Annotated in this window: 14 protein-coding genes and 1 tRNA gene; 5 read left to right on the top strand and 10 right to left on the bottom strand. The window is 52.6% G+C overall.

What is annotated here, in order from left to right; all coding sequences use genetic code 11:
• The first annotated feature begins 56 nt into the window (after positions 1-56).
• Together HUZ68_RS23445 and ppiC are read left to right on the top strand one after the other, a co-directional pair.
• The gene (locus HUZ68_RS23445; protein ID WP_000996686.1) at positions 57-506 is read left to right on the top strand and encodes a type II toxin-antitoxin system PemK/MazF family toxin; all 450 of its coding nucleotides are present in this window, start codon (positions 57-59) and stop codon (positions 504-506) included.
• A 194-nt stretch (positions 507-700) separates the two neighbouring features.
• The gene (gene ppiC, locus HUZ68_RS23440; protein ID WP_001140251.1) at positions 701-982 is read left to right on the top strand and encodes a peptidylprolyl isomerase PpiC; all 282 of its coding nucleotides are present in this window, start codon (positions 701-703) and stop codon (positions 980-982) included.
• Between the two features lie 45 nt (positions 983-1,027).
• Here ppiC and ilvC read toward each other — a convergent pair whose 3' ends face one another.
• Positions 1,028-2,503, bottom strand: a complete 1,476-nt coding sequence (ilvC, locus tag HUZ68_RS23435; RefSeq protein ID WP_000024951.1) for a ketol-acid reductoisomerase — start codon at positions 2,501-2,503, stop codon at positions 1,028-1,030.
• Positions 2,504-2,652: 149 nt separating this feature from the next.
• Here ilvC and ilvY point away from each other — a divergent pair, with 149 nt between their 5' ends.
• Complete coding sequence (gene ilvY, locus HUZ68_RS23430; protein ID WP_000365773.1) at positions 2,653-3,543, top strand: HTH-type transcriptional activator IlvY; 891 nt, start codon at positions 2,653-2,655, stop codon at positions 3,541-3,543.
• On the opposite strand, the gene ilvA is transcribed toward ilvY, so the two are convergent.
• The 7 genes from ilvA to ilvL all read right to left on the bottom strand — a co-directional run bounded on the left by ilvA (position 3,540) and on the right by ilvL (position 10,095).
• The gene (ilvA, locus tag HUZ68_RS23425) at positions 3,540-5,084 is read right to left on the bottom strand and encodes a threonine ammonia-lyase, biosynthetic (protein ID WP_000785599.1); all 1,545 of its coding nucleotides are present in this window, start codon (positions 5,082-5,084) and stop codon (positions 3,540-3,542) included. The two genes, ilvY and ilvA, sit on opposite strands and share 4 nt — an antisense overlap.
• A 2-nt stretch (positions 5,085-5,086) precedes the next feature.
• On the bottom strand, positions 5,087-6,937 hold the full coding sequence (gene ilvD / locus HUZ68_RS23420; RefSeq protein WP_001127413.1) for a dihydroxy-acid dehydratase: 1,851 nt from the start codon (positions 6,935-6,937) through the stop codon (positions 5,087-5,089).
• A gap of 64 nt (positions 6,938-7,001) precedes the next feature.
• Positions 7,002-7,931 (bottom strand): branched-chain-amino-acid transaminase, encoded by a 930-nt coding sequence (ilvE, locus tag HUZ68_RS23415; RefSeq protein ID WP_000208520.1) that lies wholly within the window; start codon positions 7,929-7,931, stop codon positions 7,002-7,004.
• A gap of 19 nt (positions 7,932-7,950) precedes the next feature.
• The gene (gene ilvM / locus HUZ68_RS23410) at positions 7,951-8,214 is read right to left on the bottom strand and encodes an acetolactate synthase 2 small subunit (RefSeq protein ID WP_000983255.1); all 264 of its coding nucleotides are present in this window, start codon (positions 8,212-8,214) and stop codon (positions 7,951-7,953) included.
• Entirely contained in the window at positions 8,211-9,857 is a 1,647-nt protein-coding gene (gene ilvG / locus HUZ68_RS23405; protein ID WP_097761086.1) for an acetolactate synthase 2 catalytic subunit, read from the bottom strand. The genes ilvM and ilvG overlap by 4 nt, the downstream gene beginning before the upstream one ends.
• 2 nt (positions 9,858-9,859) lie before the next feature.
• On the bottom strand, positions 9,860-9,910 hold the full coding sequence (gene ilvX / locus HUZ68_RS23400) for a peptide IlvX (RefSeq protein ID WP_001387183.1): 51 nt from the start codon (positions 9,908-9,910) through the stop codon (positions 9,860-9,862).
• Positions 9,911-9,996: 86 nt separating this feature from the next.
• Entirely contained in the window at positions 9,997-10,095 is a 99-nt protein-coding gene (gene ilvL / locus HUZ68_RS23395) for an ilv operon leader peptide (protein WP_001311244.1), read from the bottom strand.
• A gap of 352 nt (positions 10,096-10,447) precedes the next feature.
• Here ilvL and HUZ68_RS23390 point away from each other — a divergent pair, with 352 nt between their 5' ends.
• A complete protein-coding gene (locus tag HUZ68_RS23390) occupies positions 10,448-11,968 on the top strand; it encodes a YifB family Mg chelatase-like AAA ATPase (protein WP_000058987.1) in 1,521 nt (506 codons plus the stop codon).
• Positions 11,969-11,992: 24 nt separating this feature from the next.
• Here HUZ68_RS23390 and maoP read toward each other — a convergent pair whose 3' ends face one another.
• A complete protein-coding gene (gene maoP / locus HUZ68_RS23385) occupies positions 11,993-12,331 on the bottom strand; it encodes a macrodomain Ori organization protein MaoP (RefSeq protein ID WP_000841001.1) in 339 nt (112 codons plus the stop codon).
• A gap of 118 nt (positions 12,332-12,449) precedes the next feature.
• On the opposite strand from maoP, the gene hdfR reads away from it, so the two are divergent.
• A complete protein-coding gene (gene hdfR, locus HUZ68_RS23380) occupies positions 12,450-13,289 on the top strand; it encodes an HTH-type transcriptional regulator HdfR (RefSeq protein ID WP_000379246.1) in 840 nt (279 codons plus the stop codon).
• Between the two features lie 95 nt (positions 13,290-13,384).
• On the opposite strand, the gene HUZ68_RS23375 is transcribed toward hdfR, so the two are convergent.
• Positions 13,385-13,460: transfer RNA gene (locus tag HUZ68_RS23375), tRNA-Trp, on the bottom strand.
• Positions 13,461-13,463: the final 3 nt, after the last annotated feature.

Here is a 13,463-nt window from a genome sequence, read left to right as displayed (position 1 = left end):
CGGGTCGTAACGTTGTGTTATTACTTTTTCAGAGTTTACTAAGGAGAGGTTTACTCGTGGCGATTAATTTCAGCCCTAAGGTTGGTGAAATACTGGAATGCAACTTTGGTAACTATCCTGTTAGCCAAAATGGACCGTTCAGCACCACGTATTACGATGGCCGCATTCCTCCTGAAATGATAAAAAACAGGTTAGTTGTCGTGCTCAACGGAAAAATTAATGGCAACGCATGTATCGTCGTTCCATTATCAACCACTCGCGACCATGACAAGTTAAATCGTGGAATGCATGTTGAAATAGCCAGTAATATTATCAATGACCTGCAATTCTTTGATCAGCAGATTCGTTGGGCCAAAGCCGACCTGGTACAACAAGTCAGTCGAAACAGATTAAACAGAGCAAGAACTTACAGAGGGTATCTTAATCAATGTTTGCCACATGAGTTGGTTGCAGACATACAGAGGGCGGTCATCAAGTCAATCAATGCCATATCGCTCATAAATTGACAATAAAATCACCATCCCCGATAATGACTTTGTAGCCCATAGAGGCCCTAAGTTTTCTCCCCTTGAGGGACCTGCGAAGCCCGGATTTTCCGGGCTTTTGCCATATATGTGACCCGTCCTGACTGACAATTACGTTAGCATCTGCGGATCATGCTAAAATCGCCGTCTGACAATTATTCACTCAAGGCACGATCATGGCAAAAACAGCAGCAGCACTGCATATCCTTGTAAAAGAAGAGAAACTGGCTCTGGATCTTCTCGAGCAGATTAAGAACGGGGCCGATTTCGGCAAGCTGGCGAAGAAACACTCCATTTGCCCATCAGGCAAACGCGGCGGTGATTTAGGTGAATTCCGCCAGGGTCAGATGGTTCCGGCGTTCGATAAAGTTGTGTTCTCTTGTCCGGTACTGGAGCCGACTGGCCCGCTGCATACCCAGTTCGGTTACCACATCATAAAGGTGCTTTACCGTAACTAACAGTAAGGCCTTCTCCAGGAGAAGGCCTTGAACTCTGAATCGCTATTAACCCGCAACAGCAATGCGTTTCATATCTGTCATATAGCCGCGCAGTTTCTTACCTACCTGCTCAATTGCATGGCTGCGAATCGCTTCGTTCACATCACGCAGTTGCGCGTTATCTACCGCGCCTTCCGGAATAGCTTTACCCAGGTCGCCCGGTTGCAGCTCTGCCATAAACGGTTTCAGCAACGGCACACAAGCGTAAGAGAACAGATAGTTACCGTACTCAGCGGTATCAGAGATAACCACGTTCATTTCGTACAGACGCTTACGGGCGATGGTGTTGGCAATCAGCGGCAGCTCGTGCAGTGATTCATAATATGCAGACTCTTCAATGATGCCGGAATCGACCATGGTTTCGAACGCCAGTTCAACGCCCGCTTTCACCATCGCGATCATCAGTACGCCTTTATCGAAGTACTCCTGCTCGCCGATTTTGCCTTCATACTGCGGCGCGGTTTCAAACGCGGTTTTGCCGGTCTCTTCACGCCAGGTCAGCAGTTTCTTATCATCGTTGGCCCAGTCCGCCATCATGCCGGAGGAGAATTCGCCGGAGATGATGTCGTCCATATGTTTCTGGAACAGCGGCGCCATGATCTCTTTCAGCTGTTCTGACAGCGCGTAAGCACGCAGTTTCGCCGGGTTAGAGAGACGGTCCATCATCAGGGTGATGCCGCCCTGTTTCAGTGCTTCGGTGATGGTTTCCCAACCGAACTGAATCAGTTTTTCTGCGTATGCCGGATCGGTGCCTTCTTCCACCAGCTTGTCGAAGCACAGCAGAGAGCCAGCCTGCAACATACCGCACAGGATGGTTTGCTCACCCATCAGGTCAGATTTCACTTCCGCAACGAAGGACGATTCCAGCACGCCCGCACGGTGACCACCGGTTGCCGCCGCCCATGCTTTAGCTATCGCCATGCCTTCGCCTTTCGGATCGTTTTCCGGGTGAACGGCAATCAGCGTCGGTACGCCGAATCCACGTTTGTACTCTTCACGTACTTCGGTGCCTGGGCATTTCGGCGCAACCATGACTACGGTGATGTCTTTACGGATCTGCTCGCCCACTTCGACGATGTTGAAACCATGCGAGTAACCCAGCGCCGCGCCGTCTTTCATCAGTGGCTGTACGGTGCGCACTACATCAGAGTGCTGCTTGTCCGGCGTCAGGTTAACCACCAGATCCGCCTGTGGGATCAGTTCTTCGTAAGTACCCACTTTAAAACCATTTTCGGTCGCTTTACGCCAGGATGCGCGCTTTTCGGCAATCGCTTCCTTACGCAGCGCGTAGGAGATATCCAGACCAGAATCACGCATGTTCAGGCCCTGGTTCAGACCTTGAGCGCCACAGCCGACGATGACCACTTTTTTACCCTGAAGGTAGCTCGCGCCATCGGCGAATTCGTCGCGGCCCATAAAGCGACATTTGCCCAACTGTGCCAGTTGCTGGCGCAGGTTCAGTGTATTGAAGTAGTTAGCCATGGTGATTCCTCGTGATGTTGTGCTTCTTATTGTTCGGTTCGCGTTTGCGAGATTGAATTCACTATATGACAGGAAATTTATTGCGGAAATTGATATATTCACAACGTCACATTGCAATTTTTGCAACGTCAACATCGAGGGCTGTCCCTGTGGATTTACGCGATCTGAAAACCTTCCTGCATCTGGCGGAAAGCCGCCATTTTGGCCGCAGCGCGCGGGCGATGCACGTTAGCCCATCCACGCTCTCACGGCAGATTCAGCGCCTGGAAGAAGATCTTGGTCAGCCGCTATTTGTGCGCGATAACCGCACGGTAACGCTGACGGAAGCGGGCGAAGAGCTGCGCGTTTTCGCCCAGCAAACGCTGTTGCAGTATCAGCAGCTGCGCCACACCATCGATCAGCAAGGGCCGTCGCTCTCTGGCGAATTACATATCTTCTGCTCGGTGACTGCTGCCTACAGCCATCTGCCGCCGATTCTGGATCGCTTCCGCGCGGAACACCCGTCGGTGGAGATTAAACTCACCACTGGTGATGCGGCAGATGCGATGGAAAAGGTGGTCACTGGTGAAGCGGATCTGGCGATTGCCGGGAAACCGGAGACTCTGCCCGGCGCAGTGGCGTTTTCGATGCTGGAGAATCTGGCAGTAGTGCTGATTGCGCCCGCGCTGCCCTGCCCGGTGCGTAACCAGGTTTCGGCAGAGAAGCCGGACTGGTCTACAGTGCCGTTTATCATGGCCGATCAGGGACCGGTACGCCGCCGCATTGAACTGTGGTTTCGACGCAATAAAATCAGCAACCCGATGATTTACGCCACGGTTGGCGGGCATGAAGCGATGGTATCGATGGTGGCGCTCGGCTGTGGCGTGGCATTGTTGCCGGAAGTGGTGCTGGAAAACAGCCCAGAACCGGTGCGTAACCGCGTGATGATTTTAGAGCGCAGCGATGAGAAAACGCCGTTTGAGCTGGGGGTGTGTGCGCAAAAAAAGCGGCTACATGAGCCGCTGATTGAGGCATTCTGGAAGATTTTGCCGAACCATTAACCCGCCAAAAAGAACCTGAACGCCGGGTTATTGGTTTCGTCGTGGCAATCGTAGCCCAGCTCATTCAGCCGGGTTTCGAAATCCGGTTCATGGTCGCCAAGTTCGAACGCCGCCAGTACGCGCCCGTAGTCGGTGCCATGGCTGCGATAGTGGAACAAAGAAATGTTCCAGTGCGTACCCAGCGTGTTGAGGAAGCGCAGCAGCGCGCCCGGTGATTCCGGGAATTCGAAGCTGTAGAGGCGTTCCTGCAACGGATGTGACGGGCGCCCGCCGACCATATAGCGCACATGCAACTTCGCCATTTCGTCGTCGGAGAGATCCACCACGCTGTAGCCGCCGTCGTTGAGCATCTGCAAAATTTCTTTGCGCTCTTCGAGGCCGCGGCTCAGGCGCACGCCGACAAAGATGCAGGCGTTTTTGGCATCGGCAAAACGGTAGTTGAACTCGGTGACCGATCGCCCGCCAAGCAGTTGGCAGAATTTGAGGAAGCTGCCTTTTTCTTCCGGAATGGTCACCGCCAACAACGCTTCACGCTGTTCGCCCAGTTCGCAGCGTTCCGAGACGTAGCGCAGGCCGTGAAAGTTCACGTTAGCACCGGAAAGAATATGCGCCAGGCGTTCGCCGCGAATGTTGTGCTGAGCGATATATTTTTTCATTCCCGCCAGCGCCAACGCGCCAGAGGGTTCCGCCACTGCGCGCACATCTTCGAATAAATCCTTCATCGCCGCACAGATCGCATCACTATCGACGGTGATGATGTCGTCGAGATACTCCTGGCATAAACGGAAGGTTTCGTCGCCGATGCGTTTTACCGCGACACCTTCGGCGAACAGTCCCACGCGTGGCAGATCAACCGGATGACCCGCATCCAGCGCTGCTTTCAGGCAGGCGGAGTCTTCCGCTTCTACGGCGATCACTTTGATTTGCGGCATCAGTTGTTTGATCAGCACCGCCACGCCAGCAGCCAGACCGCCGCCGCCGACTGGCACAAATACGCGGTCGAGATGAGCATCCTGCTGGAGCAGTTCCAGCGCCAGCGTGCCTTGCCCGGCAATCACCATCGGATGGTCGAACGGCGGCACCCAGGTGAACCCCTGCTGCTGTGACAGTTCAATCGCTTTGGCTTTCGCTTCATCAAAGTTCGCGCCGTGGAGCAGCACTTCGCCGCCGAATCCACGTACCGCATCGACTTTGATATCGGCGGTGGCGGTTGGCATGACGATCAGCGCCTTCACGCCTAACCGTGCGGAAGAAAACGCGACGCCCTGCGCGTGGTTACCCGCAGAAGCAGTGATCACGCCGTGCGCTTTTTGTTCTTCCGTCAGGCCCGCCATCATGGCGTATGCGCCGCGCAGCTTAAAGCTGTGCACTGGCTGGCGATCTTCGCGCTTCACCAGAATGACGTTATCAAGACGCGACGACAGTTTTTCCATTTTTTGTAGCGGCGTAACCTGCGCCGCCTCGTAAACCGGCGCGCGCAGCACTGCTCTTAAATATTCGGCACCTTCCGGGGCACCGGACAGGGGTTGCGAGTCAGCCATTATTAACCCCCCAGTTTCGATTTATCGCGCACCGCGCCTTTGTCGGCGCTGGTTGCCAGGCTGGCATAAGCACGCAGGGCAAAGGAGACCTGACGTTCACGATTTTTCGGCGTCCAGGCTTTGTCACCCCGAGCTTCCTGCGCTTCACGACGCGCCGCCAGTTCGGCATCGCTTACCTGTAACTGAATGCCACGGTTCGGAATGTCGATAGCGATAAGATCGCCGTCTTCAATCAGGCCAATGCTGCCGCCGCTTGCCGCTTCCGGTGAGACGTGGCCGATAGAAAGGCCAGAGGTGCCGCCAGAGAAACGACCGTCGGTGATCAGCGCACAGGCTTTACCGAGCCCCATTGATTTCAGGAAGCTGGTTGGGTAGAGCATTTCCTGCATCCCCGGACCACCTTTTGGGCCTTCATAGCGAATTACTACCACATCTCCGGCGACAACTTTACCGCCGAGAATCGCTTCTACCGCGTCGTCCTGGCTTTCGTATACTTTCGCCGGGCCGGTGAATTTGAGGATGCTGTCATCGACGCCCGCAGTTTTAACGATGCAGCCGTTTTCCGCGAAATTTCCGTAGAGCACCGCCAGGCCACCGTCTTTGCTGTAGGCGTGTTCCAGCGAGCGAATACAGCCATTTGCGCGATCGTCGTCCAGCGTATCCCAGCGGCAATCCTGCGAGAATGCCTGTGTGGTACGAATGCCTGCAGGGCCTGCGCGGAACATATTTTTTACCGCGTCATCCTGGGTCAGCATAACGTCGTATTGTTCCAGCGTTTGCGGCAACGTCAGGCCAAGTACGTTTTTCACATCGCGATTCAGTAAGTTAGCGCGATCCAGTTCGCCGAGAATACCGATAACACCACCAGCACGGTGAACATCTTCCATATGGTATTTTTGGGTGCTCGGCGCAACTTTGCATAACTGCGGGACTTTACGCGAAAGTTTGTCGATATCACTCATGGTGAAGTCGATTTCCGCTTCCTGCGCCGCCGCCAGCAGGTGAAGTACGGTGTTAGTCGATCCACCCATCGCGATATCCAGCGTCATGGCATTTTCAAACGCCGCTTTACTGGCGATATTACGCGGCAGTGCACTTTCGTCGTTTTGCTCGTAGTAACGTTTGGTCAATTCAACAATGCGTTTACCAGCATTGAGGAACAGCTGCTTACGGTCAGAGTGTGTTGCCAGCAGCGAGCCGTTGCCCGGCTGCGACAGACCCAGCGCTTCGGTCAGGCAGTTCATCGAGTTAGCGGTAAACATCCCGGAGCAGGAACCGCAGGTTGGGCATGCGGAACGTTCAACCTGATCGCTCTGGGAGTCAGAAACTTTCGGGTCTGCCCCCTGGATCATCGCATCAACCAGATCGAGCTTGATGATCTGATCGGACAGTTTGGTTTTCCCGGCCTCCATCGGGCCGCCGGAAACAAAGATCACCGGAATATTCAGGCGCAGAGAGGCCATCAGCATCCCCGGGGTGATTTTGTCACAGTTAGAGATGCAGACCATGGCGTCGGCGCAGTGGGCGTTGACCATATACTCAACGGAATCAGCGATCAGTTCGCGAGATGGCAGTGAATAAAGCATCCCCCCGTGGCCCATGGCAATCCCATCATCCACCGCAATGGTGTTGAACTCTTTGGCAACGCCGCCAGCCGCTTCAATTTGTTCGGCGACCAGTTTACCGAGATCGCGCAGATGGACGTGACCCGGTACAAATTGGGTGAACGAGTTCACAACCGCGATAATCGGCTTGCCAAAATCGGCGTCGGTCATTCCGGTGGCGCGCCACAGCGCACGAGCACCCGCCATATTACGACCATGAGTGGTGGTGGCGGAACGGTACTTAGGCATACTTTATTTACTCCCAGTGTCTGTCTCGTAAATGGGACGGTGCGTGCCGTCCCATTTTTTGTATTTATTGATTAACTTGATCTAACCAGCCCCATTTATCTTCGGTTTCGCCAGTGAAGAGGCCGAAGAAGGCTTGCTGAATGCGTTTGGTGACCGGGCCGCAACGGCCTTCACCTACCTGAATACCGTCTACGCTGCGCACTGGCGTGATTTCTGCCGCCGTACCGGACATAAACACTTCATCCGCCAGATACAGGGATTCGCGCGACAGCACCTGCTCACGCACTTCAATTCCCAGCTCTTTCGCCAGTTTGATGATGGCGTCACGGGTAATACCCGGCAGCGCGGAGGAGGTGAACGGTGGGGTGAACAGCACACCATCTTTCACTTCAAACAGGTTTTCGCCTGCGCCTTCAGAGATATAACCGTTCACATCCAGCGCGATACCTTCCTGATAACCGTGGCGGCGCGCTTCGCTACCCACCAGCAGGGAAGAGAGATAGTTACCACCGGCTTTTGCCGCAGTTGGGATGGTGTTTGGTGCTGCGCGGTTCCAGGAGGAAACCATCGCATCGATCCCCTGCTCCAGCGCTTCTGCGCCCAGATACGCTCCCCACGGGAAAGCGGCGATAATCACATCGGTTGAGTATCCCGCTGGCGGGTTAACGCCCATACCAACATCACCGACGAAGATCAGCGGACGGATATAGGCGCTGGTGAGATTGTTTTTGCGGATCACGTCACGACAAGCTTCCATCAGCTCATCAATGCTCTGCGAAACCGGGAAGCGATAGATTTTGGCGGAGTCATGCAGACGCTGCATATGCTCACGATGGCGGAATACAACCGGTCCTTTGTGCGAGTCGTAGCAACGGATGCCTTCAAAAACCGAGGTGCCATAGTGCAGCGCGTGCGACATCACATGCACCTTCGCGTCTTCCCAGCGAACCATCTCCCCATTGAACCAAATGTAATCAGCTTTCTTCGTGGTCATTTTTATATTCCTTTTGCGCTCAGGCGCGGATTTGTTGTGATGTGGTTGTGCTCTGGCAGATGGCAACGTGTGCGACGTCCACCAGTTTATTTAACTGACTAAACAGTAAGTCGACCGACCGTGGGCTGGCAACGGTCAATTCGATATTTATATTTTGTGCATCGCTGGCGGCGGCCATATTCATTGAGCAGACGTGGAAACCACGATGACGCACCACGCGTAAAACACGTTCTAAGGTTTCCGGATTGAAGCGAGCCGATACATTGACCTGATGTTGCATCATGATAATTTCTCCAACATTTCTGAATTACTGGCACCAGGCGGCACCAGCGGCCAGACGTTCTCAAGTTCGTCGATTGAGACATGAAGCAGGTATGGCCCATCACTGTTCAGCATGGTGTCGAGTGCCGCTTCAACCTGGTCTTTACGGGTGATGTGTTGGCCAGGGATGCCGAAGGCGCTGGCTAACATGAGGAAATCGGGGTTATCAGTAAGGGTGGTTTCGCTGTATCGTTCCTGAAAAAACAGTTGCTGCCATTGTCGAACCATCCCTAACCGTTGGTTATCGAGTAAGACGATTTTCAACGGTAACTGCTTGCGTTTTACGGTGCCCAGCTCTTGCACATTCATCATGAAAGAGCCGTCACCGGAGATACAGACAACGGTATCGTTCGGTCGCGCGACTTGTGCGCCAACCGCCGCCGGTAAACCAAAACCCATGGTACCTAAGCCGCTGGAGGTGATGAAATTTTCCGGGCGAGTGTGGGCGATGTGCTGCGCAGCCCACATCTGGTGCTGCCCCACATCAGTGGTCACGACGCAATCCGCAGGTTTACGATCCGACAGTTGCTTTAACAACAACGGCGCGTAGATAGCGTCACCGGGATGGTCGTAACGCCAGGCATGTTCATCACGCAGCTGCGCGCAGTGTAGCTGCCAGTCATTGATATTTAACGGCTGCTGTAATGCTGGTAACAGAGCATTTAAATCACCTTGTAATGCCACATGTACCTGACGCAGCTTGTTCATTTCTGCCGGGTCGATATCCATATGGATAACACTGGCGTGTGGTGCGAAGGTGTTCAGTTTGCCGGTCACCCGGTCATCAAAACGTGCACCCACGGCGATCAGCAAGTCGCACTCCTGCACCGCGAAGTTCGCCGCTTTGGTGCCATGCATTCCCAGCATGCCCAGATAGTACGGATAATCTGCTTCAACTGCGCCCAGCCCTTTCAGCGTGCAGGTGGCAGGCATTTTTGTGGTAGCGAGAAATTCTCGTAAAGCAGGAACTGCCTGCGCCATACCCACGCCACCACCAACGTACAGCATCGGTTTTTGCGCTTTTGCCAGCATCTGGCGCGCTTGCTCAACTTCGGCATGTGGGAAAGTCACTTCGTTTTCAACGGTGGTGAACCACGGTTCCAGGTCGCCGCTGGCTAACTGGATATCTTTTGGGATATCGACCAGAACCGGACCAGGACGACCTGAGCTGGCAACGTCGAATGCTTCAGCCATAATGCGCGGCAACTCTTCCAGCGACTGCACCAGAAAGCTGTGCTTGGTACAGGCTAACGACAATCCCAGGACATCCACTTCCTGAAATGCGTCAGTGCCGATAAACGGTGCGGACACTTGACCGGTGATGGCAACAACAGGGATAGAATCTAACAGTGCGTCCGCAAGCCCGGTTATCAGGTTGGTTGCGCCCGGACCAGACGTGGCGATACATACGCCAGTTTTGCCGGTAGCACGGGCATAACCGATAGCCGCCATTGCCGCACCCTGCTCATGTCGGCACAGCAAGTGCTCCACGCCGCCGTCATACAATGCATCGTAAACCGGCATAATTGCGCCACCCGGATAACCGAAAACGGTGTTCACACCCTGTGCCCGCAACGCATGTACCACCCACTGTGCGCCATTCATAGTTAGTTCCCCGTCCTGAATCTTGAGAAACAGAATTTTGTGCTGTTATTCATTGTCTGCTCCTCGGTTATGTTTTTAAGGTCAAAAAAAACCCCCGGACCTTTCGGTGCGGGGGTCTTAGTTCGTTAAGGCTTGATCTCTAAGCCTTTCCTCGTCCAAGTGCAGCCCCGCACGGTGGGATAATAATCACCACCACGCTAATCACGACCAGGCTAATCACTCGTAGAAGGGCTGTCATTTTGTCTTTTCTTGCATCTTGTTCGAAGGAATGCCTAAAGAGTTACCATAGATTTTGCGAATAGCACAAGATATTTTTTGGCCGTTTTTTATGATGGCTTTAATAATTTCAATAGAAATTGTTGTTTTTTAAAAAGAAAATAGTGAGTGAAAAAAATTCAATTTCAGTACGAATGTTGTTCCCTCCCTCGTAGTTCATCCTTTGTCCGCTGCATTTTTGCGAGCATCATTCCACCGCCAGAACAACTCAACTTCACTTGCACAAATAAACAGGAATCAGCCACTAAAATTCACGAATTAGCGGGCTACAGCAGCGATATCTTATGCACATAATGGTGACTCAAGGAGGGCTTATGTCACTGTCAATTGTTCATACCCGCGCAGCCCTGGGAGTAAATGCGCCCCCAATCACTGTTGAGGTACATATCAGTAAAGGTCTACCCGGTTTAACGATGGTGGGCTTACCAGAAACAACGGTAAAAGAAGCCCGCGATCGCGTGCGCAGCGCCATTATCAATAGCGGATATGAATATCCGGCCAAAAAAATTACCATCAACCTGGCTCCAGCCGATCTACCAAAAGAAGGGGGACGATATGATTTACCTATCGCCATTGCGTTGCTGGCGGCCTCAGAACAGCTTACAGCCAATAAGTTAGATGAATATGAATTAGTCGGAGAACTGGCGCTTACAGGCGCTCTGCGTGGCGTTCCCGGTGCAATCTCCAGTGCAACTGAAGCTATTAAGTCGGGCAGAAAAATTATCGTCGCGAAAGATAACGAAGATGAAGTGGGGCTAATTAACGGTGAAGGATGCCTGATAGCCGATCATCTGCAGGCTGTCTGTGCGTTTCTGGAAGGTAAGCACACTCTCGAACGCCCGAAACCAACTGATGCAGTATCCCGGGCGCTACAACATGATCTCAGTGATGTTGTCGGTCAGGAGCAAGGAAAGCGAGGACTGGAAATTACCGCCGCTGGTGGGCACAACCTTTTACTGATTGGACCGCCGGGAACAGGTAAAACAATGCTCGCCAGCCGTATTAATGGCCTGTTGCCAGATTTAAGCAATGAAGAGGCACTGGAGAGCGCTGCGATATTAAGTCTGGTAAATGCTGAATCAGTACAAAAACAATGGCGGCAGCGCCCGTTCCGCTCACCTCATCACAGTGCGTCGTTAACTGCGATGGTGGGCGGTGGTGCAATTCCAGGGCCAGGTGAAATTTCGCTGGCGCATAACGGCGTGCTTTTTCTTGATGAGTTACCTGAATTTGAACGGCGTACACTGGATGCTTTGCGAGAGCCGATTGAATCCGGGCAGATCCATCTTTCACGCACACGAGCAAAAATAACCTATCCAGCCCGTTTCCAGCTTGTTGCGGCGATGAATCCCAGCCCTACCGGACATTATCAGGGAAACCATAACCGCTGCACGCCAGAACAGACATTACGTTATCTCAACCGGCTCTCGGGGCCCTTTCTCGACCGCTTCGATCTCTCACTGGAGATCCCATTACCACCCCCCGGCATTTTGAGTAAAACGGTAGTGCCGGGAGAAAGCAGCACCACCGTTAAACAACGTGTAATGGCTGCCAGAGAGCGCCAATTTAAGCGGCAGAATAAGTTGAACGCCTGGCTGGATAGTCCAGAAATACGCAAATTCTGCAAGCTTGAGAGCGAAGATGCGCAGTGGCTGGAAGAAACGCTGATCCATCTGGGGTTATCGATTCGTGCCTGGCAGCGGTTATTGAAAGTTGCACGAACCATTGCTGATATTGATCAGTCTGACATTATCACACGTCAGCATTTGCAGGAGGCAGTTAGCTATCGTGCGATTGACCGTTTGCTCATCCATCTGCAAAAACTACTGACATAAAAAAAGGGCATTTCGCCCTTTTTATTAATCGTCAGAATCGGTGTAGTCTTCAGCACCTTCAACCTGCGGTTTACCGCCGGAAAGGGTGTGAAAACGTTTTGGACGCTTGATACGCGTCATATACTTGGACCACACGCGTTCTGCTTCTGTCACTGGCTCACGTTCGCCACGGCATACTGCTACGAAGAGTTTCTCTTCCTCGGTAACCGGCTCGCGTTTGCCAAGATCCAACTCATTGAAGGCATAACCATGACGCTCAAGCAGTTGTGCCTCTTTGATGGTGAAATCACCATGGCGAGAGAATCCACGTGGATAATGTTTATTGTCGAAATATCGATTAGTCGTCGTAAAGCTTTCCGCCATCCTGCACGCTCCTAATTCTTTGACCGAGCTAGTTATGGCGCGGAGTATTAGTTACGCTTGACAGAGTGTAAAACAAAACATTTAAATCATAACGACAAATAATTTTGCGGAGAGCACTGTGGATACGGAATTGTTAAAAACTTTCCTGGAAGTTAGCCGAACGCGTCACTTTGGTCGAGCGGCTGAATCGCTCTATCTGACCCAGTCAGCAGTGAGCTTTCGAATCAGACAACTGGAAAATCAACTGGGTGTGAACCTTTTCACCCGCCACAGAAACAATATCCGTTTAACCGCTGCCGGTGAAAAACTACTGCCTTATGCAGAAACGCTCATGAGCACCTGGCAGGCCGCCCGTAAGGAGGTGGCGCATACCTCACGACATAACGAGTTTTCTATCGGTGCCAGCGCCTCATTGTGGGAATGTATGCTTAATCAGTGGCTGGGACGTTTGTATCAAAATCAGGATGCCCATACAGGCTTACAGTTTGAAGCGCGAATTGCCCAACGGCAGTCTCTGGTAAAACAGCTGCATGAACGCCAGCTTGATCTTCTTATTACCACTGAAGCGCCCAAAATGGACGAATTTAGTAGTCAGTTGCTGGGGTATTTCACTTTAGCGCTTTATACCAGTGCCCCTTCTAAACTAAAGGGAGATCTTAACTATCTGCGACTGGAGTGGGGGCCAGATTTTCAACAGCATGAGGCAGGTTTGATCGGTGCTGACGAAGTGCCCATTCTGACAACCAGTTCTGCTGAACTGGCACAGCAACAGATTGCGATGCTTAATGGTTGCACCTGGCTACCCGTCAGCTGGGCGCGTAAAAAAGGCGGCCTGCATACCGTTGTCGATAGCACAACACTTTCACGGCCGCTTTATGCCATATGGCTGCAAAATAGCGATAAAAATACGTTGATTCGCGATCTATTGAAAATTAACGTGCTGGATGAAGTGTATTAATCTGAATGGCTGGCAAGGATGCCGGTAGAAGGATTTACTTCAGAGAGGGTTATTTCAGATAAAAAAAATCCTTAGCTTTCGCTAAGGATGATTTCTGGCAGGGGCGGAGAGACTCGAACTCCCAACACCCGGTTTTGGAGACCGGTGCTCTACCAATTGAACTACGCCCCTAAT

The organism is Shigella dysenteriae (assembly GCF_022354085.1).
Taxonomy (GTDB): Bacteria; Pseudomonadota; Gammaproteobacteria; order Enterobacterales; family Enterobacteriaceae; genus Escherichia; species Escherichia coli.
This window is presented reverse-complemented; position numbering and strand designations above follow the sequence as displayed.

Bases quoted from the DNA above. Each gene is read 5' to 3' on its own strand.
- ilvE (WP_000208520.1), bottom strand. From the start codon at position 7,931: ATGACCACGAAGAAAGCTGATTACATTTGGTTCAATGGGGAGATGGTT.
- HUZ68_RS23390 (WP_000058987.1), top strand. From the start codon at position 10,448: ATGTCACTGTCAATTGTTCATACCCGCGCAGCCCTGGGAGTAAATGCG.
- maoP (WP_000841001.1), bottom strand. From the start codon at position 12,331: ATGGCGGAAAGCTTTACGACGACTAATCGATATTTCGACAATAAACAT.
- ilvM (WP_000983255.1), bottom strand. From the start codon at position 8,214: ATGATGCAACATCAGGTCAATGTATCGGCTCGCTTCAATCCGGAAACC.
- ilvL (WP_001311244.1), bottom strand. From the start codon at position 10,095: ATGACAGCCCTTCTACGAGTGATTAGCCTGGTCGTGATTAGCGTGGTG.
- ilvA (WP_000785599.1), bottom strand. From the start codon at position 5,084: ATGGCTGACTCGCAACCCCTGTCCGGTGCCCCGGAAGGTGCCGAATAT.
- ppiC (WP_001140251.1), top strand. From the start codon at position 701: ATGGCAAAAACAGCAGCAGCACTGCATATCCTTGTAAAAGAAGAGAAA.
- ilvC (WP_000024951.1), bottom strand. From the start codon at position 2,503: ATGGCTAACTACTTCAATACACTGAACCTGCGCCAGCAACTGGCACAG.
- ilvD (WP_001127413.1), bottom strand. From the start codon at position 6,937: ATGCCTAAGTACCGTTCCGCCACCACCACTCATGGTCGTAATATGGCG.
- ilvG (WP_097761086.1), bottom strand. From the start codon at position 9,857: ATGAATGGCGCACAGTGGGTGGTACATGCGTTGCGGGCACAGGGTGTG.